Origin of the sequence: Rhizobacter sp. (assembly GCA_019635355.1) — a bacterium.
Lineage (GTDB): Bacteria > Pseudomonadota > Gammaproteobacteria > Burkholderiales > Burkholderiaceae_C > Rhizobacter.
Window position 1 is genome coordinate 2917083 of the sequence record JAHBZQ010000001.1, and the last position, 25653, is coordinate 2942735.

The 25653-nt window shown below is 68.1% G+C and carries 25 protein-coding genes; 11 read left to right on the plus strand and 14 right to left on the minus strand.

The window, feature by feature from the left end; translation table 11 throughout:
* The first annotated feature begins 68 nt into the window (after nt 1-68).
* Both KF892_13240 and KF892_13245 read left to right on the plus strand, forming a co-directional pair.
* On the plus strand, nt 69-1334 hold the full coding sequence (locus KF892_13240; protein ID MBX3625971.1) for a CoA transferase: 1266 nt from the start codon (nt 69-71) through the stop codon (nt 1332-1334).
* A 427-nt stretch (nt 1335-1761) separates the two neighbouring features.
* Nucleotides 1762-2901: a hypothetical protein gene (locus tag KF892_13245; GenBank protein MBX3625972.1), complete on the plus strand. Its 1140-nt coding sequence runs from the start codon at nt 1762-1764 to the stop codon at nt 2899-2901.
* A gap of 3 nt (nt 2902-2904) precedes the next feature.
* Here KF892_13245 and KF892_13250 read toward each other — a convergent pair whose 3' ends face one another.
* Nucleotides 2905-3594: a DUF4197 domain-containing protein gene (locus tag KF892_13250; GenBank protein MBX3625973.1), complete on the minus strand. Its 690-nt coding sequence runs from the start codon at nt 3592-3594 to the stop codon at nt 2905-2907.
* Between the two features lie 23 nt (nt 3595-3617).
* Nucleotides 3618-4535 (minus strand): LysR family transcriptional regulator, encoded by a 918-nt coding sequence (locus KF892_13255; GenBank protein ID MBX3625974.1) that lies wholly within the window; start codon nt 4533-4535, stop codon nt 3618-3620.
* A 98-nt stretch (nt 4536-4633) separates the two neighbouring features.
* Between KF892_13255 and KF892_13260 the strand changes: the two genes are divergently transcribed.
* From KF892_13260 to KF892_13280, 5 genes are all read left to right on the plus strand, one after another.
* On the plus strand, nt 4634-5428 hold the full coding sequence (locus tag KF892_13260; protein ID MBX3625975.1) for a putative hydro-lyase: 795 nt from the start codon (nt 4634-4636) through the stop codon (nt 5426-5428).
* A gap of 26 nt (nt 5429-5454) precedes the next feature.
* The gene (locus KF892_13265) at nt 5455-6414 is read left to right on the plus strand and encodes a TRAP transporter substrate-binding protein (GenBank protein MBX3625976.1); all 960 of its coding nucleotides are present in this window, start codon (nt 5455-5457) and stop codon (nt 6412-6414) included.
* A 7-nt stretch (nt 6415-6421) separates the two neighbouring features.
* Nucleotides 6422-6937, plus strand: a complete 516-nt coding sequence (locus KF892_13270) for a TRAP transporter small permease subunit (protein MBX3625977.1) — start codon at nt 6422-6424, stop codon at nt 6935-6937.
* A 4-nt stretch (nt 6938-6941) separates the two neighbouring features.
* A complete protein-coding gene (locus KF892_13275) occupies nt 6942-8234 on the plus strand; it encodes a TRAP transporter large permease subunit (protein ID MBX3625978.1) in 1293 nt (430 codons plus the stop codon).
* Between the two features lie 89 nt (nt 8235-8323).
* Nucleotides 8324-11977, plus strand: coding sequence for a hydantoinase B/oxoprolinase family protein (locus KF892_13280; GenBank protein ID MBX3625979.1), 3654 nt, complete (start codon nt 8324-8326; stop codon nt 11975-11977).
* A 6-nt stretch (nt 11978-11983) separates the two neighbouring features.
* On the opposite strand, the gene lipA is transcribed toward KF892_13280, so the two are convergent.
* The gene (gene lipA, locus KF892_13285; protein MBX3625980.1) at nt 11984-12976 is read right to left on the minus strand and encodes a lipoyl synthase; all 993 of its coding nucleotides are present in this window, start codon (nt 12974-12976) and stop codon (nt 11984-11986) included.
* Between the two features lie 27 nt (nt 12977-13003).
* The gene (gene lipB, locus KF892_13290) at nt 13004-13831 is read right to left on the minus strand and encodes a lipoyl(octanoyl) transferase LipB (protein ID MBX3625981.1); all 828 of its coding nucleotides are present in this window, start codon (nt 13829-13831) and stop codon (nt 13004-13006) included.
* A 12-nt stretch (nt 13832-13843) separates the two neighbouring features.
* Between lipB and KF892_13295 the strand changes: the two genes are divergently transcribed.
* The gene (locus tag KF892_13295; GenBank protein MBX3625982.1) at nt 13844-15385 is read left to right on the plus strand and encodes a DUF4331 domain-containing protein; all 1542 of its coding nucleotides are present in this window, start codon (nt 13844-13846) and stop codon (nt 15383-15385) included.
* Nucleotides 15386-15399: 14 nt separating this feature from the next.
* The gene (locus KF892_13300; GenBank protein MBX3625983.1) at nt 15400-15651 is read left to right on the plus strand and encodes a hypothetical protein; all 252 of its coding nucleotides are present in this window, start codon (nt 15400-15402) and stop codon (nt 15649-15651) included.
* Here KF892_13300 and KF892_13305 read toward each other — a convergent pair.
* Genes KF892_13305 through KF892_13340 form a run of 8 tightly spaced genes read right to left on the minus strand, consistent with a single transcriptional unit; the run spans nt 15648 to nt 21789 of the window.
* A complete protein-coding gene (locus tag KF892_13305) occupies nt 15648-16844 on the minus strand; it encodes an iron-containing alcohol dehydrogenase (protein ID MBX3625984.1) in 1197 nt (398 codons plus the stop codon). The genes KF892_13300 and KF892_13305 overlap by 4 nt on opposite strands.
* Nucleotides 16841-17116: a DUF493 family protein gene (locus KF892_13310; GenBank protein MBX3625985.1), complete on the minus strand. Its 276-nt coding sequence runs from the start codon at nt 17114-17116 to the stop codon at nt 16841-16843. Before KF892_13310 ends, KF892_13305 begins: the two co-directional genes overlap by 4 nt.
* Nucleotides 17113-17988, minus strand: coding sequence for a D-amino acid aminotransferase (locus tag KF892_13315; GenBank protein MBX3625986.1), 876 nt, complete (start codon nt 17986-17988; stop codon nt 17113-17115). Before KF892_13315 ends, KF892_13310 begins: the two co-directional genes overlap by 4 nt.
* 45 nt (nt 17989-18033) lie before the next feature.
* On the minus strand, nt 18034-19224 hold the full coding sequence (locus KF892_13320; protein ID MBX3625987.1) for a D-alanyl-D-alanine carboxypeptidase: 1191 nt from the start codon (nt 19222-19224) through the stop codon (nt 18034-18036).
* Between the two features lie 42 nt (nt 19225-19266).
* On the minus strand, nt 19267-19878 hold the full coding sequence (locus KF892_13325; protein MBX3625988.1) for an alpha/beta hydrolase: 612 nt from the start codon (nt 19876-19878) through the stop codon (nt 19267-19269).
* Complete coding sequence (locus KF892_13330) at nt 19875-20201, minus strand: (2Fe-2S) ferredoxin domain-containing protein (protein ID MBX3625989.1); 327 nt, start codon at nt 20199-20201, stop codon at nt 19875-19877. The genes KF892_13325 and KF892_13330 overlap by 4 nt, the downstream gene beginning before the upstream one ends.
* 8 nt (nt 20202-20209) lie before the next feature.
* Nucleotides 20210-21328, minus strand: a complete 1119-nt coding sequence (locus tag KF892_13335; GenBank protein MBX3625990.1) for a VanZ family protein — start codon at nt 21326-21328, stop codon at nt 20210-20212.
* Nucleotides 21329-21360: 32 nt separating this feature from the next.
* Complete coding sequence (locus KF892_13340; protein ID MBX3625991.1) at nt 21361-21789, minus strand: CopD family protein; 429 nt, start codon at nt 21787-21789, stop codon at nt 21361-21363.
* Between the two features lie 252 nt (nt 21790-22041).
* On the opposite strand from KF892_13340, the gene hemB reads away from it, so the two are divergent.
* Both hemB and KF892_13350 read left to right on the plus strand, forming a co-directional pair.
* A complete protein-coding gene (hemB, locus tag KF892_13345; GenBank protein ID MBX3625992.1) occupies nt 22042-23046 on the plus strand; it encodes a porphobilinogen synthase in 1005 nt (334 codons plus the stop codon).
* 14 nt (nt 23047-23060) lie between these two features.
* Nucleotides 23061-24173 carry a magnesium transporter CorA family protein gene (locus KF892_13350; protein ID MBX3625993.1) on the plus strand — a complete coding sequence of 371 codons (1113 nt, stop codon included), beginning with the start codon at nt 23061-23063 and terminating at the stop codon, nt 24171-24173.
* Nucleotides 24174-24180: 7 nt separating this feature from the next.
* Here the strand turns inward: KF892_13350 and ybeY are convergent, their stop codons facing one another.
* Complete coding sequence (ybeY, locus tag KF892_13355; GenBank protein ID MBX3625994.1) at nt 24181-24624, minus strand: rRNA maturation RNase YbeY; 444 nt, start codon at nt 24622-24624, stop codon at nt 24181-24183.
* The gene (locus KF892_13360; GenBank protein MBX3625995.1) at nt 24624-25613 is read right to left on the minus strand and encodes a PhoH family protein; all 990 of its coding nucleotides are present in this window, start codon (nt 25611-25613) and stop codon (nt 24624-24626) included. Before KF892_13360 ends, ybeY begins: the two co-directional genes overlap by 1 nt.
* Nucleotides 25614-25653 lie beyond the last annotated feature (40 nt).

The following is a 25653-nucleotide window of genomic DNA, read 5'->3' on the forward strand; positions in this document are numbered from 1 at the left end:
TGCGTCCGCAAAGAAGGTGAGACAACTGCATCGGGGCATTATCAAACGGGGTGAATGACAATCTTTGGATGAGCACCACCCCAGCGTCCTCCGCCCCGACCTCTGCGCTGCCGCTCGCCGGCATCCGCGTTCTCGACCTCTCCCGCGTGCTCGCCGGCCCCTGGTGCACGCAGACCCTGGCCGACCTCGGCGCCGACGTCATCAAGATCGAGCGCCCGATGAAAAACGGCGTGGGCGGCGACGACACCCGCGGCTGGGGCCCGCCCTTCCTGAAGGACCGCGACGGGGCCGACACCGCCGAAGCCGCCTATTACCTCGGCACCAACCGCAACAAGCGCTCGGTCACGGTCGACATCGCCACCGCCGAGGGTCAGGCGCTGATCCGCCAGATGGCCGCGCAGTGCGACGTGTTCATCGAGAACTTCAAGGTGGGCGACATGGCCCGCTACGGGCTCGATGCCGACACGCTGCGCAAGCTCTACCCCCGCCTCGTCTACTGCTCCGTCACCGGTTTCGGCCAGACCGGCCCCTACCGCGAGCGGGCCGGCTACGACTACGCCATCCAGGGCATGGGCGGCCTGATGAGCGTGACCGGCGAGCGCGACGACCTGCCCGGCGGCGGCCCGCAAAAGGTGGGCGTGGCGGTGGCCGATCTCTTCACCGGCATGTACGCCACCGTCGCCATCCTCGCCGCCCTGCGCCACCGCGACGCCACCGGCAAGGGCCAGGTGGTCGACATGGCCTTGCTCGACACCCAGGTCGCGATGCTCGCCAACCTCGGCGCCAACTACCTCACCACCGGCGTCGCGCCCAAGCGCATCGGCAACGCGCACCAGAACATCGTGCCGTATCAGGTGTTCGAGACGGCCGACGGCCACCTGATCCTGGCGGTGGGCAACGACAGCCAGTACGCCAAGTTCTGCGACGTGGCCGGCCGGCCCGACCTCGCCCAAGACCCACGCTTCATCAAGAACGCCGACCGCGTGCGCCACCGGGCGACGCTCGTGCCGCTGCTGGCCGAGATCCTCAAGACCCGCAAGAAACACGACTGGCTCAGCGCCCTCGAAGCCGCCAAGGTGCCGTGCGGCGCCATCAACGACCTCGGCGAAGTGTTCGCTGACCCTCACGTGCAGTCGCGCGGCATGACGGTCGCGATGCCGCACCCGCTGACCGACGCGCTCAAGCTCGTGGCCAGCCCGATGAAGCTCTCGGCCACGCCGGTGCAGTACCGCCGGCCGCCGCCGCTGCTGGGCCAGCACACCGACGAGGTGCTGCAGGAATTCGGCATCGGCGAGGCCGAGCGCGCCCGCCTGCGCGAGAGCGGCACGCTCTAGGGCCTGTTCACACTAAATGAGCACCCACGCCGAGGCCTGAAGGCGTGGGCGGCAAGGCGCAGCGGAGGCCGTGTGCCCGTGGCACACAACGACGCTGCAACGCCGCCGCACGCGCCTTCAGGCCTCGGCCCTTCGGGTGATCTCAGCAAAAGCCCGCCCACAGCGTTGCAAATGCTCGCTGTAGCAAGTGCTACAGCTGCGCTTTGCGCCTCGTTGGCGGGCTTTTGTTGAGTCACGTGGGTGCTCATTTAGTGTGAACAGGCCCTAGCCCGATCTCCGCGTTTTCCCCCGCAAAAGCAGGCCCCGCAACGCCCCCTCGCTCCGGGGGAGCGGCGGTCTTCTTTTGTCACAACCTGCCCCAGTCCAGGGACACTTCGGATGTCAACTTTTTGCCACCCAGTGACAAAAACTGTAAGCCGAGGCCCCCATGGACATGACCGAACTCAAACGCGCGCCGGAAGCGACTGCGCCCCTCGCCCCCGAGGACACCGCCGTCGAGCACGACCATTGGCGTGAGGTCGTGGGCGAGATGAGCGCCGAGATCGCCGGCCCGCTCACCGCCGCCCTGGAGCGTGTGCAAACGCTCGCCAGCACCGGCCGCATCGACCGTTCCAGCCTGCGTTCGCTGGGCGAAGAGATCCAGCGTGCCCGCGAGATCAGCATGTCGGGCCAGCAGATCGCCCGCCTCGCCTCCGGCCGCCTGCGCCAGACCCCCGAGCGCCTGGCGCTCACCGAGACGCTGAAAGACGTGCTCACCCAGCGCCACCGCGAAACCCAAGCCCGCGGCATCCACATCAAGCAGGTGCTGCGGCCGGCCGAGGTGGTGGTCGACGCCTCGCTGCTCTTCAGCCTGCTCAACACCCAGCTGACCTGGGCGATGGAGCACGCCCGCTCCAACATCGAATTCCGCATCGACATCAAGACCTGGCCCGCCCATGCACGCCTGGCCACGCGCTTTGCGGTGCGCCCGGCCGATCAGCAGGCCGACACTGAATGGAGCCCGAGCCAGCTCGACTCCATGACCTGGCGCCTGGTCGAGCAGACCGCATGGACCATGGGCCTGCCCATCGAGCGCAAGCTCGAAGGCCACGAGGTGCACCTGACGATCGAATTTCCGCGCACCGTGAGCGACCAGCTCGAAGGCATGAGCGCCATCGAACTCGACCAGGGTTTTTCGCCCTCGCTGCAAAGCAAGCCGCTGGTGGGCAGCCAGGTGCTGGTGGTCGCCTCGCGGCGCGACGTGCGGGTGCAGATCCGCGACGCGATCCGCAACATGGGCCTGATCGTCGACTTCGTGAACTCGGTCGACGAGGCGCGCGACTTCTGCCGCGGCGGCCTGCCGCATGCGATCGTCATCGAATCGGTGCTGCGCGGCGAACGCTTCAACGAGATGCGCCGTGAGATCGACGCCGAAGGCGCCGAGGTGGTGTTCATCGAGATCATCGAAGAGGGCAACACCTTCGAGATCTCGGGCTTCGGCGGCCTCAGCATGGCGCGTGTGGGGCGCGATGCGATCCTGACCTCGTTGCCCTCTGCGCTGATGTTCGAGCTGGCGAAAACCGTCTGATCTCTACTTCAGAGAACCGAAGACTTTCTTGAGGATCGCGCTGCCGGTGCCGACCGGGTCGGCGCGGATCTTCTTCTCCTCTTCGCCAATCATCAGATAGAGGCCATCGAGCGCCTTGCCCGTCACGTAGGACTGGATGTTGGCGTTCTCCTCCTTCAGGAGACCGAAGCTCGCCGCCTTCGAGGCCACCGCGTTGTAGCGCGCGGCGAGCTTCACGCGCTCGGTCGCCTTCTGCACGATCGGCAGGAATTTCACCGAGAGCGGCTCGCGCGTCTTGGTGGCGAAGAACTGCGTCACCGCGTTGTCGCCGCCGGTGAGCAGCTGTTTGGCATCTTCCACGCTCATCGCCTTCACCGCGTTCACCAGCAAGGCTTTGGCCTCGGGCACGGCCGCTTCGGCGGCGCGGTTCATCGAGACTTCCAGCTCTTCGATTCGCTTGCGCTGGCCGGTGGCCTTGAGGAAACCCGCCACGTCTTGCAGGAAATCGGGCAAGGGGATGCGCACCTTGGGGTTGCCGAGAAAACCGTCGGTCTTGCCCAGCAGGCCGACCGCCGCCACCGCACCACGCTCCAGCGCCGCGCGGATGCCGGCCGCCGCATCGGTCTCCGACAGCCAGCTCGCCTGCACCGGCACCCACACGCTGCCGCCCGCGGCCATCACGCCCACGGCCTTCACCAGTTGTCTGCGTTTCATCGACTGCTCCTGATCGAAATCGTCTACTTCGTGGATCTTCCCACCACCCGGGCGTGCTTGGCCTCGTTGGCAAAGGCCAACGCCGCATCGACCACCGCTTCGATCTGCCGCGACTGCGGATCGGGCCGAAAGCTCGCGAACACCGGCAGCGGCAGCAACTCGTGTTCGCACCCCAGGATCTTCAGAGCCCGGTTCGGCCGTAGGCGTTCCGCCGCGGCACGCGGCAGCGTCGCGATGCCGAAGCCGGCCTCCACCAGCTGCGTCATCGCCGAGATCGACGAGATGGTGTGCACACGCGGGGGCGCCACCTCATCGCGACGGAAGAGGTCCATCAGCGCCACATGCGGCTGCGAGCCGCGCTGGAAGGTGAGCAGGTCGTATTGCGCCAGTTGGGCGAGGCTGTAGCGCGGGCGCTTGTGCACCGTGGGGTTGCCGACGAAGGCCATCTCCATCGACGCGAGCGTGCGCACCCGCACGCCCTCATGCGACGCCGGGGCGGCGGCGAACACCAGGTCGAGCGTGCCGCGGCGCACCAGCTCCTGCAGCATCGGCGTGGTTTCGACCGAGAGCTCCAGCTCGAGCAGCGGCAGGTCGGCGCGCAGCTTCTCGATCCACGGCATCAGCCATGAGTGCAGCACCGATTCGATGCTGCCGATGCGCAGCGTGACCGGCGCCGCCGCCAGGCCACCCGAGCCCATTTCCTCCTTCAGTTCGCGCTGCAGGGCCAGCAGTTTCTCGGCGTAGTGCAGGAAGCGCGTGCCGGCGATGGTGAGCTTGAACTGCTTGTCGCGCCGGTCCAGCAGCATGGTGCCCAGCTCTTCTTCGAGCCCGGCCACGCGGCTCGACATCGCCGACTGCGTGATCGACAGTTTCTCGGCGGCTCGCGAGACGCTCCTGAGCGTGGCCACCCAGTAGAAGGCTTCGACGAATCTCAGGTTCATGGCGGATTCCTTTCCCGCGCATCATCGAAAAAATCGATGAGGCCAGCAAGAAAAATCTCGTTTGCCCGGCACCGCCCCGATCGAAACAATGCCCCGTCATGTCTTCCGAATCCCTCCATCCCCTTGCCGCCGACGCCCGCCTCGCCGCGCGCAGCGGTCGCCTCGACCGGCACACCTCAGGGCAAGCTCCGGGCCACGTGCAGGGCAACGTGGTGATCCTGCCGGAGGCACTCGCCACCGACTTCATGCGCTACTGCCAGCGCAACCCGAAGCCCTGCCCCTTGCTGGCGGTGTCGGAGCCGGGTGACGCCTCGCTCGCCACGCTGGGCGCCGGCATCGACATCCGCACCGACCTGCCGCGCTACCGGGTGTGGCGCGAGGGCGCGCTCGTCGACGAGCCCACTGACATCCGCTCGCTCTGGCAAGACGACTTCGTCACCTTCGTGATCGGCTGCTCCTTCTCGTTCGAAGAAGCGCTGATGGCCGACGGCATCCGGCTGCGCCACATCGAGCAGCAGCGCAACGTCGCCATGTACCGCACGAACATCGCCACCGCGCCCGCCGGTCCCTTCAGCGGCCCGATGGTGGTGTCGATGCGGCCGATGAACGCGGCCGACGCGATCCGTGCGGTGCAGATCACCTCGCGCCTGCCCGCGGTGCACGGTGCGCCGGTGCACATCGGCGACCCGGCGCAGATCGGCATCGCCGACCTGTCCAAGCCCGACTATGGCGACGCCGTCGAGGTGCGGGCAGGCGAGTTGCCGGTGTTCTGGGCCTGCGGCGTCACGCCCCAGGCCGCGCTCGTGCAGGCCCGCGTGCCCCTCGCCATCACGCACGCGCCGGGCGCGATGCTCGTCACCGATCTCTTGAACCGGCATCTCGCCGCCTTCTGACCCACCCACCCTTCCAGGAGACTGCAATGAAGACCCTCGTCTGTGCCCTGACGCTGGCCTGCCTCGGCACCGCCCACGCGCAAACCAAGTGGGACCTGCCCTCGGGCTACGGCGGCAACACCTTCCACGTGCAGAACCTGGAGTGGTTCGCGCAGGAGGTCGACCGCGCGACCGCGGGCAAGCTCAAGATCACGGTGCACGCCAATGCCTCGCTGTTCAAGGCCAACGAGATCAAGCGCGCGGTGCAGACCGGGCAGACGCAGATCGGCGAATTCATCCTCTCCGGCGCGGCCAACGAGAACGCGCTCTTCGGCGTCGACGCCGTGCCCTTCCTCGCCACCACCTACGCCGAATCGAAGAAGCTCGACACCGCCTCGCGGCCCGCGCTCGAAAAGCTGCTGGCCTCGCAAGGCATGAAGCTGCTCTACGCCGTGCCCTGGCCCGGCCAGTCGCTCTATTCCAAGAAGTCGGTGGCCGCGCTCGCCGACCTCAAGGGCACCAAGATGCGCGCCTACAACCCGGCCACCACCCGCATCGCCGAGCTCGTCGGCGCGCAGCCCGTGACCATCCAGCTCGCCGAGCTGCCGCAGGCGCTGGCCACGGGCGGGGTCGACAACTTCCTCACTTCGAGCGCGAGCGGCGTCGACAGCAAGCTGCACGAGCAGGTGAAGTATTTCTACGACGTGAGCGCGTGGCTGCCGCGCAATGCGCTGGTGGTCAACCAGAAGGCCTTCGACGCACTCGACAAGACCGCCCAGGCCGCCGTGCTCAAGGCCGCAGGCGAGGCCAGCGAGCGCGGCTGGAAGACGAGCGAGCAGAAAGACAACGAGTACCTCAAGGAGCTGGCCGCCAAGGGCATGAACGTCGACCGCAGCAACACCAAGCTGAAAGGCGAGCTCAAGGCCATCGGCGACCGCATGACGGCCGAGTGGCTCAAGCAGGCCGGCGCCGACGGGCAGGCCATCGTCGACGCCTACCGCAAGTGAGGCGGCGATGCGCCAGGCCCTCGATTCCTTCTACGACACGCTGATGGCGCTCGCGGCCATCGCGATGGTCGGCTGCTTCGCGTTGGTGATGCTGGGCATCGCCGACCGTCAGCTCGCCCTCGGCCTGCGCGGGCTCGATGCCTACGCCGGCTACTGCATCGCGGCGGCGCTCTTCCTCGCGCTGCCGGGCACGCTGCAGCGCGGCGAGCACATCCGCGTGACGCTGTTGCTGCAGAAGCTGCCGCCGCGCCTGCAGGCGGTGCTGGAGGCCTGGTGCCTGGCCGCAGGCGTGAGCCTCGCGCTCTACCTCGCCTGGTACGCCTGCAAGCTCGTGTGGGCCTCGCAGGTCACGCACGACGTCTCGCCTTCGTCCGATGCCACGCCGCTGTGGATCCCGCAGCTCGCGATGGCGCTCGGCTGCGTGGGGCTCGCCGTCGCCTTCCTCGACGCGGCCATGTCGCGCTGGGCCCGCCACGGTTTCTTCCGTGCCGACCCCGCCGGCGAAGCCGCCCACGTGGAGTGACGACATGGACATCCTCACCGTCTCGCTCCTGATCGCCGCACTCATCGCGGTGCTCGCCTCCGGGTTCTGGATCGGCCTGTCGCTGCTGGGCGTGGCCGCGTTCTCGATGCACTTCTTCACCCAGCGCCTGGTGGGCGACAGCATGGTGTTCACCATCTGGGGCTCCACTTCGAGCTGGACGCTCACCGCCCTGCCGCTCTTCCTGTGGATGGGCGAGATCCTGTTCCGCTCGCGGCTCACGGCCGACCTCTTCCGCGGCCTCGCGCCGTGGCTCAACCGCGTCCCCGGCCGGCTGCTGCACGCCAACGTGATCGGCTGCGGCATCTTCGCGGCGGTGTCGGGCTCGAGCGCGGCCACCTGCGCCACCATCGGCAAGATCACGCTGCCCGAACTCAAGAAACGCGGCTATCCCGATGACATCGCCATCGGCTCGCTGGCCGGCGCCGGCACCTTCGGGCTGATGATCCCGCCGTCGATCATCATGATCGTCTACGCCGTGGCCACTGACGTGTCCATCGCCAAGCTCTTCGTCGCCGGGGTGGTGCCGGGCCTGCTGCTGATGGCGATCTTCTCCGGCTACCTGATGCTGTGGGCGCTGCGGCATCCGAAGCAGATCCCCGAGGGCGACGCCGACACCACGCTCAGGCAGAAGCTCGCCGCGGGCCGCCACCTGATCCCGGTGCTGTCGCTCATCGTCCTCGTGATCGGCGCCATCTACTCCGGCATCGCCACCGCCACCGAATCGGCCGCGCTCGGCGTGGCCGGCTCGCTCGGGCTCGCCGCCCTGGAAGGCTCGCTCACCTGGAAGAGCTTCAAGGAGGGCCTGTGGGCCGCCTGTCGGGTGTACTGCATGATCGGCCTCATCCTCGCGGGCGCCGCCTTCCTCACGCTGGCCATGGGCTTCATCGGCCTGCCGCGCGAGGTGGCCAGCTTCATCGGCGGGCTGCACCTGTCTCCCTTCATGCTGCTGGTGCTGTTGATGGGCTTCTTCATCGTGCTCGGCTGCTTTCTCGACGGCATCTCGATGGTGGTGCTCACGATGGCGGTGCTGCTGCCCACGGTGCAGGCCGCCGGCATCGACCTGATCTGGTTCGGCATCTTCGTGGTGATGGTGGTCGAGATGGCGCAGATCACCCCGCCGGTCGGCTTCAACCTCTTCGTGCTGCAGGGCCTCACCAAGCGCGAAGTGCCCTACCTGGCCCGCACCGCCCTGCCCTTCTTTGGGCTGCTGGTGGCCGCGCTCGCCCTGATCTACGTCTTCCCACAGACCGTGCTCTGGCTGCCCGGCCTGATGTAAGCAACCGACCTCTTGCGCACACGCCCGGTTCGTCCTGTACTGTGAGCAGGGCGCGCCGCGGCATGGGCCTCCCAACCAAGGATCACGACATGACGACCCTTCCTTCACGCTGGCAGTTCTGGATCGACCGTGGTGGCACGTTCACCGACGTGGTGGGCCGCGCCCCCGACGGCGTGCTGCACACGCTCAAGATGCTCTCCGAGAACCCGGAGCAGTACGCCGACGCGGCCGTCGAAGGCATCCGCCGCCTGCTCGGCCTGCAGGCCGGCGAGATCATCACCCCCGAGCGCGTGGAGTGCGTGAAGATGGGCACGACGGTGGCCACCAACGCCCTGCTCGAACGAAAGGGCGACCGCACGCTGCTCGTCACCACCAAGGGCTTCCGCGATGCCCTGCGCATCGCGCTGCAGGCCCGGCCCAAGCTCTTCGAGCGGCACATCGTGCTGCCCGAGCTGCTCTACGAACGCGTGATCGAGGCCGACGAGCGTGTGGGCGCGCATGGCGACGAAGTGCAGCCGCTCGACAAGGCTGCCTTGCAGGCGCAACTGCAGCAGGCCTACGCCGACGGCCTGCGCTCGTGCGCCATCGTCTTCATGCACGGCTACCGCTACACCGCCCACGAGGAAGTGGCCGAGGGCCTGGCGCGCGAGGTGGGCTTCACGCAGATCTCGGTGTCGCACAAGGTGAGCCCGCTGATGAAGCTGGTCTCGCGCGGCGACACGACGGTGGTCGACGCCTACCTCTCGCCCATCCTGCGCCGCTACGTCGACCAGGTGGCGCGGCAGATGCCGGGCGTGCCCCTCTTCTTCATGCAGAGCTCGGGCGGCCTCACCGAGGCGCAGCGCTTCCAGGGCAAGGACGCCATCCTCTCCGGACCGGCTGGCGGCATCGTCGGCATGGTGCGCACCGCCGTCGAAGGCGGCCACCAGAAGGTGATCGGCTTCGACATGGGTGGCACCTCCACCGACGTGAGCCACTACGCGGGCGAGTTCGAGCGCGCGTTCGAGACGCAGGTGGCGGGCGTGCGCATGCGCGCGCCGATGATGAGCATCCACACGGTCGCGGCCGGCGGGGGCTCGATCATCAGCTTCGACGGCGCGCGGCTGCGCGTCGGGCCCGAGTCGGCGGGGGCGAACCCGGGGCCGGCGAGCTACCGCCGCGGCGGGCCGCTCGCCACCACCGATGCCAACGTGATGCTGGGCAAGATCCAGCCGGATCACTTCCCCAAGGTGTTCGGCCCGCAGGCCGATGCATCGCTCGACCGCGCGGTGGTGGTCGAGCGCTTCACGAAGATGGCGCGCCAGATGACCGAGGCCAGCGGCCGCCGCATCACGCCGGAAGAGGTGGCCAGCGGCGCGTTGCAGATCGCGGTCGCCAACATGGCCAACGCGATCAAGCGCATCTCCGTCGCCCGCGGTTATGACGTCACCGGCTACACCCTGCAGTGCTTCGGCGGCGCAGGCGGGCAACACGCCTGCGCGGTGGCCGATGCACTGGGCATGACACGCGTCTTCGCGCACCCGCTGGCCGGCGTGCTCTCGGCCTACGGCATGGGCCTGGCCGACCAGATCGCGATGCGCGAGCGCTCGGTCGAGCAGGCGCTCGATGACGCCGGCCTGCAGGCCGCGCGCCACACCGCTGGCGAGCTGGCGCAGCAGGCCCGCGAAGAGCTGGCGCAGCAAGGTGTGGCCGATGCCGGCGTGCACACCATCGCGCGCCTGCAGGTGCGCTACGCCGGCACCGACACCGCGCTCACTTGCGGGCTGCCCGGCGAGTTGCCCCCCGCGCAGGCCATCGCCGCGGTACGCGACGAGTTCGAACGTGCGTACCAGCAACGCTTCGCCTTCCTGATGCCCGACCGCTCGCTCGTGATCGAAGCGGTGGCCGTCGAGGCCGTCGCGCCGGGCGAGCGCACCCCGGCCGCGCACGGCATGTCGATGGAAACCTCGCACTCCCCTGCGCCCGTCGCCCAGGTGCAGATGTACTGCCAGGCCGACGAGGCCCCGGCTGGCTGGCGCAGCGCCGCGCTGCACGTGCGCGAATCGCTCAACCCCGGCGCCACCATCGACGGCCCGGCCGTCATCGCCGAGAAGAACGCGACCACCGTGGTCGAGCCCGGCTGGCAGGCCCGCCTCACCGCGGGCCAGAGTCTGGAGCTGCGGCGCATCAAGCCGCGCACCAGCGCCCATGCCGTGGGCACCGACGCCGACCCGGTGATGCTGGAGGTCTTCAACAACCTCTTCATGAACATCGCCGAGCAGATGGGCCTGCGCCTGCAGAACACCGCCTACTCGGTGAACATCAAGGAGCGGCTCGACTTCTCGTGCGCGCTCTTCGATGCGAGCGGCAGCCTGATCGCCAACGCGCCGCACATGCCGGTGCACCTGGGCTCGATGAGCGAGTCCATCCGCACGGTGATCGAGCACAACCCCAAGATGCGCCCGGGCGACGTCTACGTGCTCAACAACCCGTACAACGGTGGCACACACCTGCCCGACATCACCGTCGTGACGCCGGTGTACCTGGAGCCGAAGGACGGTAAGCCTTCGTTCTACGTGGCCTCGCGCGGCCACCATGCCGACATCGGTGGCACCACGCCCGGCTCGATGCCGCCCTTCTCGGCCACCATCGAAGAAGAGGGCGTGCTGATCGACAACTTCAAGCTCGTGGCCGAAGGCCGTCTGCGCGAGAAGGAGCTGCTGGAATTGCTCGGCTCGGGCCGCTACCCCTCACGCAACCCGCAGCAGAACCTCGCCGACCTGCGCGCGCAGATCGCCGCCAACGAGAAGGGCGTGCAGGAGCTGCGTGCGATGGTGGCGCAGTACGGCCGCGAGACGGTCGCCGCCTACATGGCCCACGTGCAGAACAACGCCGAAGAGTCGGTGCGCCGCGTGATCACCGCGCTGCACGACGGCGAGTTCACGCTGCCCCTCGACAACGGCGCGGTGATCCGCGTGAAGGTGAGCGTGAACGCGAAAGCGCGGAGTGCCAAGGTCGACTTCACCGGCACCAGCGCGCAGCTCGCCAACAACTTCAACGCGCCACGCTCGATCACGATGGCGGCGGTGCTCTACGTCTTCCGCACCCTGGTCGACGACGAGATCCCGCTCAACGCCGGCTGCTTGAAGCCCATCGAAGTGATCGTGCCCGAGGGTTGCATGCTCAACCCCCGACACCCGGCGGCGGTGGTGGCCGGCAACGTCGAGACCTCGATGTGCGTGACGAATGCGCTCTACGGCGCGCTCGGCGTGATGGCCGCCAGCCAGTGCACGATGAACAACTTCACCTTCGGCAACGACACCTACCAGTACTACGAGACCATCTCCGGCGGCTCGGGCGCGGGCCCGGGCTTCGCGGGCACGAGCGTCGTGCAGACGCACATGACCAACTCGCGTCTCACCGACCCCGAGGTGCTGGAGTTCCGCTACCCGGTGCGACTCGACAGCTACGAGATCCGCGCCGGCTCGGGCGGTGCGGGTGAGTGGGTGGGCGGCAACGGCGGCGTGCGCCGCGTGCGCTTCCTGGAGCCGATGACGGCGTCGATCTTGAGCAACGGCCGCGAGCACCCCGCGTTCGGCATGCTGGGCGGCCAGCCCGGCGCGCCGGGGCGCAACAGCGTCGAGCGCGCCGACGGCCGCATCGAAGCGTTGCCGCACATCGGCCAGGCCGAGATGCAGGTGGGCGACGTGTTCGTGATCGAAACGCCGGGAGGCGGCGGCTACGGCGAGCCGCTGAAAGCCTGAAGGCTCTCAGGCAGGGATGTCGACCCCGGCCTGATGCGCCTGCTGGTCGGCGTGGTACGAGCTGCGCACCAGCGCGCCGACGGCGGCGTGCGTGAAGCCCATCTTGATCGCCTCGGCCTCGTACATCTTGAAAGTGTCGGGGTGCACGTAGCGGCGCACCGGCAGGTGGTGGCCCGAGGGGGCGAGGTACTGGCCGATGGTGAGCATGTCGATGTCGTGCTCGCGCATGTCGCGCATCACCTGCAGGATCTCTTCGTCGGTCTCGCCGAGGCCGACCATGAGGCCGCTCTTGGTCGGCACGTGCGGCGCAAACTCCTTGAAGCGCTTGAGCAGGTTGAGCGAGTAGGCGTAGTCGGAGCCCGGGCGCGCTTCCTTGTAGAGGCGCGGCGCGGTCTCGAGGTTGTGGTTCATCACATCGGGCGGCGCGGCCTTCAGGATTTCGAGCGCGCGGTCCATGCGGCCGCGGAAGTCGGGCGTGAGGATCTCGATGCGCGTCTTGGGGGAGAGCTCGCGCACACGCTGGATGCACCCGACGAAGTGGGCGGCGCCCCCGTCGCGCAGGTCGTCGCGGTCGACGCTCGTGATCACCACGTAGTTGAGCTTGAGGGCGGCGATGGTCTTCGCGAGATTGAGCGGCTCGTCCTGGTCGAGCGGGTCGGGGCGGCCGTGGCCCACGTCGCAGAAGGGGCAGCGACGGGTGCACTTGTCGCCCATGATCATGAAGGTCGCGGTGCCCCCGCCGAAGCATTCGCCGATGTTGGGGCACGAGGCTTCTTCGCACACCGTGTGCAGCTTGTGCTCGCGCAGGATCTGCTTGATCTCGTAGAAGCGCGTGTTGTGCGAGCCCGCCTTCACGCGGATCCAGTCGGGCTTCTTCAGCTGCTCGGCCGGCACGATCTTGATCGGGATGCGTGCGGTCTTGGCCTGCGACTTCTGCTTGGCGGTGGCGTCGTAGGAGGCCGCGTCTTGGGCGGTGTGGACGACCTTGTCGGTGGACATGGGATCTAGCTTTCGAGAGGGAGCCGGTCAGCTCAGATGGGCCGCGAGCTTGTCACCCAGTCGGGTGGCCACGGTGTGCCAGTCGGTGTGGACGCCCAGTGTAGCGAGGTCGACTGTCGCCAGCCCTGCGTAACCGCAAGGGTTGATGCTTGAGAAGGGCGACAGATCCATCGCCACGTTGAGCGCCACACCGTGGTACGTGCAGTGGCGGCTCACCTTGATGCCAAGCGCGGCGATCTTGCCCAGCCCGTCGAACGGGCGTGCACTCGGGCCGGTGAGCGCGGCATGGCCGAAGGGGTCGGCGAGGTTCACGTAGATGCCGGGCGCGCCGGCCACGCGGTGGCCAGTGACGCCAAAACTTTCCAGCGTCTTGAGCACGCAATGCTCCAGCCGGTAGACGTATTCCTTGACGAAGATGTTCAGGCGCTTGAGGTCGATCAGCGGATAGGCCACCACCTGCCCCGGGCCGTGGTACGTGACCTGGCCGCCGCGATTCGTCTGCACCACCGGCACTTCGCCCGGCACCAGCACGTGCTCGGCCTTGCCGGCGATGCCCTGCGTGTAGACGGGTGGGTGCTCGCAGAGCCAGATCTCGTCCGGGGTGTCGGGGCCGCGTGCCTCGGTGAAGCTACGCATCTCGTCGACGGTTGCCACGTAGTCCACACGGCCACGCAGACGCACGAGGGGCCCGGTGGTCGCATGGCCGCGGAGTAGGTCGGAGGCGGGGGCGATATCTGACACCCCCGGATTGTCGGGGGTCCGCACAAAACATGTCGGGGCCGGCGCGATTCCCGTGCATCCATCACGAATCGTGCCGCGTAACGCATGCCATCCGGTGATCTTGCCGGGTGCCATCAGGAGACCCCCATGCGACTCTCTCTCTTCAAGACCGCGCCCCTCGCGGCCGCCGCCGTGCTGGCGGTGTGCGGCATCGGCGCCACCCACGCCTCCAGCCACCGCGAAGCGCCCTTCATCACCACCTCGCCCAAGGTGGACGGGACCGATTTCTACATGTTCCGCAGCTACGAAGCCGGCCGCGCCGCGTACACGACGCTGATCGCCAACTACATGCCGCTGCAAGACGCCTACGGCGGCCCCAACTATTTCTCGATGGACCCGAACGCGCTGTACGAGATCCACATCGACAACGACGGCGATGCGCGCGAAGACCTCACCTTCCAATTCCGCTTCAGGAACAAGCTGCGCGACACCATCGGCAAGACGCTCACCGTGGGCGGCGAGGAAGTGGCGATCCCGCTGATCCAGTTCGGCCCGGTCGGCAACGTGCAGGACGCCAACCTCAACCTGAGCGAAAGCTTCACGCTCACCGTCGTGCGCGGCGACCGCCGTCGCGGCAACGCGCAGGCCGTGACGAACTACGTGAACGGCTCGTCCGTCTTCGACAAGCCGGTCGACAACATTGGCGTGAAGACGATCCCCGACTACGCCGCGTATGCGGGCCGCCACGTCTACACCATCAACATCCCCGGCTGCAGCGCGCCCGGCAAGGTGTTCGTGGGCCAGCGCAAGGACCCGTTCGCCGTCAACCTGGGCACCATCTTCGACCTGGTGAACGCGCCGGTGAACGTGATCACCAACCGCCAGTTCGCCAACGCCGCGCCCAACACCATCGACGACAAGAACATCACCTCGCTCGCGCTCGAAGTGCCCACCGCCTGCCTCACGCAAGGCAGCGAGCCAGTGATCGGCGGCTGGACGACCGCGAGCCTGCGCCAGGCCCGCCTGCTCGACCCGACGCCACGCGCCGGCCACCAGACCACCGAGAAGACCGGCGGCGCGTGGACGCAGGTCTCGCGCCTGGGCATGCCGCTCGTGAACGAAGTCGTGATCGGCCTCAAGGACAAGGACCGCTTCAACAGCGCCAAGCCGAAGGACGACGGCCAGTTCCTCACCTACGTGACCAAGCCCACGCTGCCCAAGCTGCTGGAAGTGGCGCTCGCCACCCCCAACATCGCGCCGACCAACTACCCGCGCACGGACCTCGTCACCACCTTCCTCACCGGCATCGCCGGCGTGAACCAGCCGCGCAACGCGGTGGCCTCGGAGATGCTGCGCCTGAACACCACCACGACGCCGGTGCCGCTGGCCAGCCAGAACACGCTGGGCGTGGTGGGCAACCTGCTTGCAGGCGGCAACGACATGGCCGGCTACCCCAACGGCCGGCGCCCGAACGACGACGTGGTCGACATCTCGCTGATCGCGATGATGGGCGGGCTGTGCGTGGCCAACGGCGACATGAACACGCTCGGCTTCGGCGCGGCCTGCCGCCCCTCGGCCGTGCCGCTGGGCGCCACCGCCTTCCAGCTGCACGACGCGGTCGACCAGTCGCGCGCCACGCTGCTGCCCGGCTTCCCCTACCTCGCGACGCCCATTGGCGGTACGCAGTGAGAAGGAGACCCATCATGCAAACCAGACTTCATGGATGGGCCGTGGCCCTGGTGGCCGGCGCGCTGATGAGCGCGTGCGGCGGGGGTGGCAGTGACGACACCCCGGCGCCCGTGGTCGAAGTGCCCGACTCGGCGCTCACCTCGTCGACGGCCTACACCCAGTTCGCCCGCGGGCTGGGCTCGGTCGACACCGCCGAGCCACTCACCCTCGGGCGGCTGGAGGGGGCGCCGACAAGCGAGACCGACGAGCCGGCCTCGCTCGACTAGGCGACCGGCGCAAGCCCCTGCCAGGCGAGTTCGAGGATCTCCCGCACCTCGGACTCGCTGCGGATGGGCCGTGGATTCGCGCGCACCGGCGGGTAGGCGAGCGAACGCCGCGCGAGCCCATCGAGGTGCTCGCGCTTCAGGCCCAGCGCCTGCAGCGAAGTCGGCAGGCCGAGGCCGCGCACCAGCGCGGCGATGGCATCGGCGGCCGTCGGCAAGGGGCTCTCCATCGCCTTCAGCAAGGCCGCCTGCCGGTCGGCGTTGGCCGGCTCGTTGAAGCGCAGCACCGGGGCGAGCATGACGCACGAAGTTTCGCCGTGGGGGATGTCGAAGCCCGCGCCCAGCGCATAGCCGATGCCGTGGCTCGCGCCGGTGCCACCGCCGGTCGACGAGCCCCACATCGCCTGCCACATGCCGAGCTGCGCTTCGGCGCGCGCGGCCAGCGATGCCGGATCGCGGTGGATGGCCGGCAAGGCGCGCGACAGCAGCCGCAAGCCTTCGAGTGCGTGCATCGACGCCATCGTGTGGGCCCGTGGCGCGCAGTGGCTCTCGACCGCATGGTCGACCGCGCGGATGCCGGTCGACAGCAGCAGCGGCAGCGGCGTGTGCAGCGTGGCCTGCGGGTCGAGCACCGCCACCTGCGGCACCAGCAGCGCATGGCCGAAGCCCTGCTTGGCACGCGTGGCGCTGTCGGTCACGCCGGCACGCGAGGTGAAGTCGGCCGCGGAGAGCGTGGTCGACACCGAGAGCATGCGGATCGGGTTTGGCGGCGCTTCGAGCGGCCGCGCGGCGGTGCCTTCGGCGAGAAAGGGCGCCATCGCCTCGGGCGTGTCGAGCCCGTGCCACAGGCAGGCGAGCACCGCCTTGGTCCCGTCGATCGAGGACCCACCGCCCACGGCCACCAGCAGGTCGGCACGCGCGGCCCGCGCGGCGTTCGCCGCCGCGATCACGTCTTCGCGCGGGCTGTGGGCGCGCATGGTGGTGAACGAATCCGCGCAACGTTCGCCGAGCGCGCGCTGCACCTGCTGCAGCGGGCCATCGTCCAGCCGCGCCAGCGACGCGCTGCTGACGAGTAACACCCGCTTCGCCCCCAGCCGCTGCACTTCGGCGGCGACCGCCTCGCCGGCCGGCTCGCCGAAGACGATGCGCTCCTGCGCCTGGATCTTGTAGACCCCGCGCTGGGGCAGGTCGCTCACAAGACCACCTTGACCATCGGGTGCGTGGTGAGCGTGCGGTACAGCTCGTCGAGCTGCTCGCGGCTGGTGGCGGTGATGGTGATGGTCACGCCGAGGTACTTGCCGCCGCTGCTCGGGCGCATCTCCACCGTGGTGGCATCGAAATCGGGGTCGAAGTTCTTCGCGACCAGGGTGACGGCGTGCACGAAGCCGTCGACGTTCTCGCCCATCACCTTGATGGGAAATTTCGACGGGTACTCGATCAGCGATTCTTCGGGCGAAATGTGTTTCATAGGGACTGCGCTTTCTTGGCGCGCTGGTAGGCCTCGTAGAGACGTGCATAGACGGGGCCGGGCTTGCCGCGCAACGCGCCGTGGCCGACGGGCTGGCCGTCGATCGAGGTCACGGGCAGCACTTCCTTGGCCGCCGAGCTGAGCATCACCTCGTCGGCCGAGAGCAGGTCGGCCTCGGCGATGGGCCGCAGGTTGAAGGCGATGCCTTCTTCCTCACACAACTCGCGGATCAGCTCGTAGCGGATGCCTTCCAGCACATGCTCGCTCTTGGGCGGCCCGAGCACCGCGCCTTCGTGCACCACCCACACGTTGCTGGCCGAGGCCTCGGTGAGGAAACCGTCGCGCAGCAGGATGGTCTCGGCCGCGCCGTGGTCGGCCGACATCTGGCGCGCCAGCACATTGCCCAGCAGCGAGATCGACTTGAGGTCGCCGCGCTCCCAGCGGAAGTCGCGCGCGGTGACGCAGGCCACGCCGCGGTGGCGCTCGTCGGCGCTCGGCTGCACCAGCGGCTGGCTCATCATGAAGACGGTGGGCGCCACGTCGACCGGCATCACGTGGTGGCGCGGCGCCACACCCCGCGTGACCTGCAGGTAGAGCGCCTGATCGTCATCGGGCTGCGCCGCCACGAGCTCGCGGCACAGCTCGAGCCAGCGCACCGCGGTGTGCGGGTTCGCGATGCGCACCTTCGCCAGGTTGCGCCCGAGGCGGGCCATGTGCTCCTCGAAGCGGAAGAGCCGCCGTCCGTAGACCGGCAGCACCTCGTAGATGCCGTCACCGAAAAGGAAGCCCCGGTCGAGCACCGAGACCTTCGCCTCGCGCAGCGGCAGGAACTCGCCGTTGAGGTAACACACGATCTCAGGGATCACAGCCATGATGCCTCCTTTCGACCAACAGGCGGGCCGGCGTGAAGGATCAGATTACTTGATCCACAGCCGGACCGCATCCCATGCCCGACCCAGGATCCCGGCTTGCTCGACGGCGTTCAGCACCACCAGCGGCCGCTCGGCCACCAGGGCCCCCGCGGGGGTGGTGACCTTGACGGTGCCCACACGCTGGCCCTGCGCGAGCGGCGCCACCAGCGGGTCGGTGCGCTCGATCTTCGTCTGCAGCTTGGCGCCTTCGCCCTTGGGCACGCTCACGAACACGCCGCCCGTGCTGCCCAGGCGCGCTTCGTTGGCCTTGCCCTTCCACACCGGCACGGTGGCGAGCGCCTTGTCGGCCTCGAAGAGGCGCACGGTATCGAAGGCCTGGAAGCCCCAGTTGAGGAGTTTCTGGCTTTCGTTGGCACGGGCCTCCATCGAGGCGGTGCCCATCACCACGCTGAGCAGGCGGCGCTTGCCGCCGCCGGCGCCGTTGGCGGCGAGGTTGGGGAAGTCGCGCTGCGCCGAGATCACCATGCAGTAGCCGGCGGCTTCGGTGTAGCCGGTCTTCATGCCGTCGACGCTCGGGTCGCGCAGCAGCAGCACGTTGCGGTTGTTCTCGTTGGTGGCGGGCGAGCCTTCGAAGCGGTACTTCTTGATGGAGTACAGCGGGTAGTGCTCGGGGAAGTCTTGAATGATGTGCGAGGCGATCACCGCCATGTCGCGCGCGCTGCTCTTGTGGCCGGCTTCGGTGAGGCCGGGGGCGTTCTTGAAGGTGGTGTTCTTGAGATTCCAGGCCTGGGCCTGGCGGTTCATCATGGCGACGAAGTTCTCGACCGTGCCGCCCACGCCTTCGGCCAGCACCACGGCTGCGTCGTTGCCCGAGTTGACGATCAGGCCACGCAACAGGTCAGACACCTTGGGCTGGCTGCGCGGCTCGATGAACATCAGCGAGCCGCCGCCCTTGCGCTCTTGCCAGGCGCGCACCGAGACAGGCAGCACCTGATCAAGCTGCAGCTTGTGCTCGCGCAGCGCGGCGAACACGAGGTAGGCCGTCATCAGCTTGGTGAGGGAAGCCGGGTCGGAGGGTGCGTCGGCCTCGCGCTCGGCCAGCGTCTGGCCGGTGGTGATGTCGACAAGGATGAAGCTGCGCGCGGCCACTTCGGGGGGCGTGGGCATCTGGGCCTGGGCCAGCGAACTGGCAAACGTCGAGGCGAGCGCGAACAGGAAAGCGATGAACTTTTTCATGCAGGAATTGTTGTGATGTTGAAAGCGAGGGGGCGGGGACTCTTATGAGCCGTGCCGCACCACCAAGTTCTTGAGCAGCGTGAGTTGCCCATGAAAAAAATGCCCGGCGCCCGGGACGACGACCACCGGCAACGCCTGCGGTCGGGCCCAGTCGAGCGTGGCCGAGAGCGGCACCACGTCGTCGGCCTCGCCATGCACGACGAGCGTGCCTTCCGGTACGGGAGGCACCTGTTGCTTCTGCGTCGACGGAGCCATCAGGGCCAGCCACTTGGGCTTGGCCTCGGACGGCAAGCGGTGTGCGGCCTCGGCTGCCACGTAACCGCCGAACGAGAAGCCGGCCAGCACGAAGGGCAGCGCCGCATCGCGGTGGGCGGCGATCACCGCCAGCGCATCGTCGACCTCACCGCGGCCTTCGTCCCACTGACCTTGCGAGCCGGCAACGCCGCGGAAGTTGAAGCGCACCGCACGCATGCCGAGCTGCACGAAGGCGCGGGCGAGCGTTTGCGCGACCTTGTTGTCCATCGTGCCGCCATGCAGCGGGTGCGGGTGGCACACCACCGCGACGCCCGTCGGCGCCGCCGTGGGCTCGTCGATGGCACATTCGATCGCGCCGGCCGGGCCGGGGATCGTCACCCGCTTCGTCTGCGAGTTCATCGGCCGACGGAGTCCGGCAGCACGAGGCGGTCGACCACGACGCCGTTCTTCAGGTGCGATTCGACGATCTCGTCGATGTCGCTCTCGTCGACGTAGGTGTACCAGACGGCCTCGGGGTAGACCACGGCCACCGGGCCACCGGCGCAGCGGTCCATGCAGCCGGCCTTGTTGACACGCACGCCGCCGGGGCCGGCGAGCTTCTCGGCCTTCACGCGCGACTTGCAGTGGTCGAAGCCCGCCTTCGCGTTGTGATCGGCGCAGCAGTCTTCACCGTTGTCGCGCTGGTTGAGGCAAAAGAAGATGTGGCGTTTGAAATAGGTCATGGCGCATTTTAGGAAGCCTCGTCGCGCACCACGACCCTGGCCAGCAGGTAGACGAGTCCCGCGAAGGGCCACAGCCAACCCACCCACTGCGCGAGGCCGTGGAAGCGGATGAAGCGGCCCTGCTCCCAGGCCTGCAGGCTCTCGGCGTAGTAGGGGTCGGTGGGCGCCTGGTTGACGAGCGCCACGAGCATCGTGAGCGCCACCAGGCCGAAGGCCGCCACGCCGCGCGGTGGCGCGAAGGCGAGCGCCAGGGCCAGCACGCTCGCCACCACCAGGGCCGGCACCACCGCGGGCGTGACCCAGGCCCAGGCGTGCTGCGGGCCGAAGTTCATCGCCGTCGACAAGGTGGTGGCCGCAAGCCCCAGCGCCAGCGCGGCCGGCACGTGGGCCAGCCGCCGCCAGCCGGGCCGCATGATGCTGAAGGCGATGAAGGTCGGCGCGAGAAATCCCAGCACGATGGCCAGCCATTCGGAGCCGCGCGACAACGGCGTGAGCAGTTCATCGGCGTGCAGGCCCTCGGTCACCCAGCCGGCCCACGGAGTGCCGTCCAGCCAGCCGGCCACCACCTCGCGCAGACGCAGCACGCCCTGCCCCAGGCCGAAGGGCACCGCTGTCGGGAACAGCAGGCCCACCGGCCACAAGAGCAGCAACGCGATGCCGCCTGCACTGCGGTGGATGAACCATCGGTCGCGCAGCTCCTGCCAGCGGTCGACCCCGCCGAGGGCGCGCACGGCCATCGCGATCAGCACGCCCAGCAGCATGCCGCCGCTGTTCAGCAGCCAGTCGGCGACCGACGGCACGCGCTTGGGCAGCCAGTTTTGCAGGCTCTCCATGCACAAGGAGAGCAAGGCCCCCGCCAGCACCGTGTTGAGCGCCGACCAGCCGACCGGCCGCCCGCCACGCACCTGGGCACCGAAGAGCAGCGCCCCGAGCGGCACGTAGCCGAGCAGGTTCGAGACCACGTCGAACCACGTCCAGTAGGGCTGCCACGGCATGTGGCCGAAGCCCAGCAGCGGCACGCCGGCTGGCTGCTTCCAGCCGGTGAAGGGCGACAGGCTCGCGTAGACGATCAGCGCCGCGTACAACCAGGCCAGCGGCGCGGCGGAGCTGCGGTGGCGCGGCGGCATGTGCGTTTGGTGTGTCGTTTTGCGTGCGCCGTTCAGAACGGCTTGACCACCACGAGCACGACGACCGCGATGAACAACAGCACCGAGACCTCGTTGAAGACACGGAACCAGCGCTCGCTGCGCGTGTTGGCAAACGACTCGAACTTGCGCAGCAGCGAACGGCACGCATGGTGGTAGCCGAGCACCAGCACGACGAAGAAGAGCTTCGCGTGCATCCAGCCGCCCGTCACGCCGAAGCCAAGCCACAACCACAGGCCGAGCGCCACCGCGGGCACCATCAGGAAGCTCGCAAAACGGTAGAGCTTGCGCGCCATCAGCAGCAGGCGCTCACGCTCGGCATGGCTGTCGGCCGGCACCATCGCCAGGTTGACGAAGATCCGCGGCAGGTAGAAGAGGCCGGCGAACCAGCTCGCGACGAAAACAATATGGAAGGCCTTGACCCACAAGTACAAGCTGCTCATGCGGCGGCATTATGGGACGGCATAAAAAAAGCCCCGGCCATCAGCCGGGGCTCGAAAGCCTCATCGCTGTCATCACGGTAAGGCTCCTGCTCAGGGAGGAAAAGCAGGGGACAACAACCTTGCGGCTATCATCCGACGGCAACTTTATCAGATGAACACCGCGTGCGCCCAGTGCGCGAGCACCGTGAAAACGCGCAAGTGAGAACTACGCCGCGACCCATCTGACCCCCGACCTTCCGCTGGAACCGCGCCGTGCACACACCCCCACCTTTTCCCGCCAGCCGGCCGCGCAGACTGCGCCGCGACGAGTTCACCCGCGCGCTCGTGCGCGAGCACCATGTGCAGGTGAGCGACCTGATCCTTCCGGTCTTCGTGCTGCCCGGCAAGAACAAGATCCAGAACGTCGACTCCATGCCTGGCGTGCAACGCCTGAGCCTCGACCAGCTGCTGCCGGTGGCCGATGAATGCGTGCGGCTCGGTATCCCGGTGATGGCGCTCTTCCCCGTGATCGACCCGAAGAACAAGAGCGAAGACGGTGCCGAAGCGACCAACCCGCAGGGCCTCGTGCCCAAGGTCGTGCGTGAGCTGAAGAAGCGATTCCCCGAACTCGGCATCCTCACGGACGTGGCGCTCGACCCCTACACCTCGCACGGCCAGGACGGCGTGCGCGACGAGAGCGGCTACATCCTCAACGACGAGACCGTGAAGATCTTGAGCCAGCAGGCGCTGGTGCAGGCCGAAGCGGGCGTCGACATCGTGGCCCCGAGCGACATGATGGACGGCCGCATCGGCGCCATCCGCCAGATGCTCGAGAAGCGTGGCCACATCCACACGCGGATCATGGCCTACAGCGCCAAGTACGCGAGCGCCTTCTACGGCCCGTTCCGCGACGCCGTCGGCTCGGCCGGCAACCTCGGCAAGGGCAACAAGAAGGTCTACCAGATGGACCCGGCCAACACCGACGAAGCGCTGCGCGAAGTGGCGCTCGACATCGCCGAAGGCGCCGACATGGTGATGGTCAAACCCGGCATGCCCTACCTCGACATCGTGCGCCGCGTGAAAGACGAGTTCCGCGTGCCCACCTTCGCCTACCAGGTGAGCGGCGAATACGCGATGCTCCAGGCCGCGGCCATCAATGGCTGGCTCGACAAAGACGCGGTCATGATGGAAAGCCTGCTCGCCTTCAAGCGCGCCGGTGCCGACGGCGTCCTCACCTATTTCGCACTCGACGCCGCACGCCTGCTGCGCCAGCGCTGAACCCCGCCGTCGCGATGCGGATCCTCCACATCACACCCGAGCAGTTCACCGAGCTGCCCGAGTTGCCGGAGCAGCTGCCCCCCACCGGCTACATCTGGATCGGCAGCGCGCGGCGCGAGTTCGAAGTCAACATCGCCCCGCTGCAGACGGCCTTCCAGCGCTGGACGGGCGGGCAACTCGTCGACCTGCACATCTCCGACCTGCTCAACAACCAGCTGCCCTCGCACTTCGACTACACCTCGACCTACGACCTGATGGTGTTTCGCCGCCTGGCGGCAGGCAGCGGCAGCAACAACCTCTTCCTCGACGAGGCACAGGGCACGCTGAGCAGCGCCAAGCGGGCGCTCGAAGCCATCGACACCAGCCCGGTCGGCTTCGCGGTGTTCGACCGGGTGCTCTTCACCGTGCACCCCACCGACTGCCCGGTGCGCGACTTCTTCGCCACCCGCCTGCAGCAGATGACGCTCGGCGCCGGCGAGCGCAGCACCGGCAGCTCGCGCCTGCCCACGAGCCCGGCCGACCTGATGCTGCGCATGGTCAACCACATGGTCGACAGCTACCTGGAGCTGCGGCGGCTGCTCACCAAGCAGCTCGGCTACTTGCAGCAGGAGCTTTTCAACCCGCGCAGCCACTTCGACAGCTGGCAGGTGCTGCTCGACTCGCGCAACGCACTGCACCTGCTGGAAGACACCTGCGAAGACCAGCGCAGCGCCATCGTCGAGTGGATCGATGCGCTGGAAGAGTGGCCCACCGAGCGCAACAACCCCGGCGCCATGCGCGAGCGCGAGTTGCTGCGCCTGCGCTCGCGCGACGTGCTCGAGCACATCGAGCGGGTGCTGAGCCACGTGCGGCGGCTGGAATCGTCGGCCGAGACCGCGGTGCAGATGCACTTCTCGGCGCAGAGCAACCGCACCAACGACATCATGCGCACGCTCACCGTGCTGACGGCCATCTTCATGCCGCTGAACCTGATCACCGGGTTCTTCGGCATGAACTTCGACGGCCTGCCGCTCATCCACGCCGAGACGGGCGTGTGGGTGGCGACGGTCACGATGGTGATCGTCGGCGTCGGGCTGGGCCTCTTCTTCTGGCGCAAGCGCTACCTGAGCACCTCGCACAAACGCTGAGCCTGCTTCAGCGCGAATAGGGGTCGTCGTAGCCGAGGCCGGCGAGGACCGCGGTTTCCAGTGCTTCCATCTCGCGCGCTTCGTCATCCTCCTCGTGGTCGTGGCCCTGCGCATGCAGCGTGCCGTGCACCAGCAGGTGCGCGTAGTGCGCCTCCAGCGTGATCTTCTGCTGCTTCGCTTCGGCTTCGACGACCGGCGCGCAGAGGATGAGGTCGGCCTGCACCACTGGCTCATGCTCGTAGTCGAAGGTCAGCACGTTGGTCGCGTAGTCCTTGCCGCGAAAGTCGCGGTTGAGGGCCTGACCTTCCTCGGCGCCGACGATGCGCACCGTGATCTCGCCCGGGGCCTCGAGCGCCGCACGGATCCAGCGGGCCACCTTGTGGCGCGGCAGGTGCGCACGGTGCGAGGCGTCGGCAAACTGCAGCGACAGGGTGAGTTCGGGGCGGGCCATCAGCTGCGCTCCGCTGGCGCCGCGTCGTAGGCCTCGACGATGCGCGCGACCAGCGGGTGGCGCACCACGTCGGCGGCGGTGAAGCGGGTCATCGCGATGCCGTTCACGCGCCGCAGCACCCGCTCGGCGTCGATGAGGCCGCTGTCGGTGCCCTTGGGCAGATCGATCTGGCTCACGTCGCCGGTCACCACGCACTTGCTGCCGAAGCCGATGCGCGTGAGGAACATCTTCATCTGCTCACGCGTGGTGTTCTGCGCCTCGTCGAGGATCACGAATGCATGGTTGAGCGTTCGCCCGCGCATGAAGGCGAGCGGCGCGATCTCGATGTTGCCCTTCTCGAAAGCCTTGCCCACCCGCTCGAAGCCCATCAGGTCGTAGAGCGCGTCGTACAGCGGGCGCAGGTAAGGGTCGACCTTCTGCGCCAGGTCGCCAGGCAGGAAACCCAGGCGCTCGCCGGCCTCGACCGCCGGGCGCGTGAGGATGATGCGCTGCACCGCGCTGCGCTCCAGCGCATCGACCGCACACGCCACCGCAAGAAAGGTCTTGCCGGTGCCGGCCGGACCGATGCCGAAGGTGATGTCGTGGGTGCGGATGTTGTTCAGGTAGAGGTGCTGGTTGGGCGTGCGGCCCGACAGGTCGGCGCGGCGTGTGCGCAGCACAACCTCCTCGCCCTCGGCATCTTCCGCACGCTCCGCGCCGGGCGCCGCAGCGCGCTTTCGGCCACGCGGCACGTCAGCCAGCGCCTCCACCAGGGCCAACTGGAAGGCTTCCGCCGAGATCGGCTTGCGCGCGCGGTCGTAGAGCGTCTGCAGCAAGGCCACGGCGCGCTCCGCATCGGCTTTCGCCCCTTCAATGCGGAACGACTCGTTGCGCCGCGAGATGCTCACGTCGAACGCCGACTCGATGTTGCGCAGGTGCTCGTCCAGGCTGCCGCACAAATGGGCCAGGCGGATGTTGTCGAGCGGGATGAAGGCGTGGCGAAGGATCAAGCGTGAACCTCTCTACAAAATGCGATTGTCGCCCCGCGTG

Bases quoted from the DNA above. Each gene is read 5' to 3' on its own strand.
- KF892_13310 (MBX3625985.1), bottom strand. From the start codon at position 17,116: ATGAAACACATTTCGCCCGAAGAATCGCTGATCGAGTACCCGTCGAAA.
- KF892_13295 (MBX3625982.1), top strand. From the start codon at position 13,844: ATGCGACTCTCTCTCTTCAAGACCGCGCCCCTCGCGGCCGCCGCCGTG.
- KF892_13260 (MBX3625975.1), top strand. From the start codon at position 4,634: ATGTCTTCCGAATCCCTCCATCCCCTTGCCGCCGACGCCCGCCTCGCC.
- KF892_13315 (MBX3625986.1), bottom strand. From the start codon at position 17,988: ATGGCTGTGATCCCTGAGATCGTGTGTTACCTCAACGGCGAGTTCCTG.
- lipB (MBX3625981.1), bottom strand. From the start codon at position 13,831: ATGGCACCCGGCAAGATCACCGGATGGCATGCGTTACGCGGCACGATT.
- KF892_13335 (MBX3625990.1), bottom strand. From the start codon at position 21,328: ATGCCGCCGCGCCACCGCAGCTCCGCCGCGCCGCTGGCCTGGTTGTAC.
- KF892_13340 (MBX3625991.1), bottom strand. From the start codon at position 21,789: ATGAGCAGCTTGTACTTGTGGGTCAAGGCCTTCCATATTGTTTTCGTC.
- KF892_13330 (MBX3625989.1), bottom strand. From the start codon at position 20,201: ATGACCTATTTCAAACGCCACATCTTCTTTTGCCTCAACCAGCGCGAC.
- KF892_13265 (MBX3625976.1), top strand. From the start codon at position 5,455: ATGAAGACCCTCGTCTGTGCCCTGACGCTGGCCTGCCTCGGCACCGCC.
- KF892_13250 (MBX3625973.1), bottom strand. From the start codon at position 3,594: ATGAAACGCAGACAACTGGTGAAGGCCGTGGGCGTGATGGCCGCGGGC.
- KF892_13245 (MBX3625972.1), top strand. From the start codon at position 1,762: ATGGACATGACCGAACTCAAACGCGCGCCGGAAGCGACTGCGCCCCTC.
- KF892_13350 (MBX3625993.1), top strand. From the start codon at position 23,061: ATGCGGATCCTCCACATCACACCCGAGCAGTTCACCGAGCTGCCCGAG.
- KF892_13280 (MBX3625979.1), top strand. From the start codon at position 8,324: ATGACGACCCTTCCTTCACGCTGGCAGTTCTGGATCGACCGTGGTGGC.
- KF892_13275 (MBX3625978.1), top strand. From the start codon at position 6,942: ATGGACATCCTCACCGTCTCGCTCCTGATCGCCGCACTCATCGCGGTG.
- KF892_13270 (MBX3625977.1), top strand. From the start codon at position 6,422: ATGCGCCAGGCCCTCGATTCCTTCTACGACACGCTGATGGCGCTCGCG.
- KF892_13255 (MBX3625974.1), bottom strand. From the start codon at position 4,535: ATGAACCTGAGATTCGTCGAAGCCTTCTACTGGGTGGCCACGCTCAGG.
- ybeY (MBX3625994.1), bottom strand. From the start codon at position 24,624: ATGGCCCGCCCCGAACTCACCCTGTCGCTGCAGTTTGCCGACGCCTCG.
- KF892_13320 (MBX3625987.1), bottom strand. From the start codon at position 19,224: ATGAAAAAGTTCATCGCTTTCCTGTTCGCGCTCGCCTCGACGTTTGCC.
- lipA (MBX3625980.1), bottom strand. From the start codon at position 12,976: ATGTCCACCGACAAGGTCGTCCACACCGCCCAAGACGCGGCCTCCTAC.
- KF892_13240 (MBX3625971.1), top strand. From the start codon at position 69: ATGAGCACCACCCCAGCGTCCTCCGCCCCGACCTCTGCGCTGCCGCTC.
- KF892_13325 (MBX3625988.1), bottom strand. From the start codon at position 19,878: ATGAACTCGCAGACGAAGCGGGTGACGATCCCCGGCCCGGCCGGCGCG.
- KF892_13300 (MBX3625983.1), top strand. From the start codon at position 15,400: ATGCAAACCAGACTTCATGGATGGGCCGTGGCCCTGGTGGCCGGCGCG.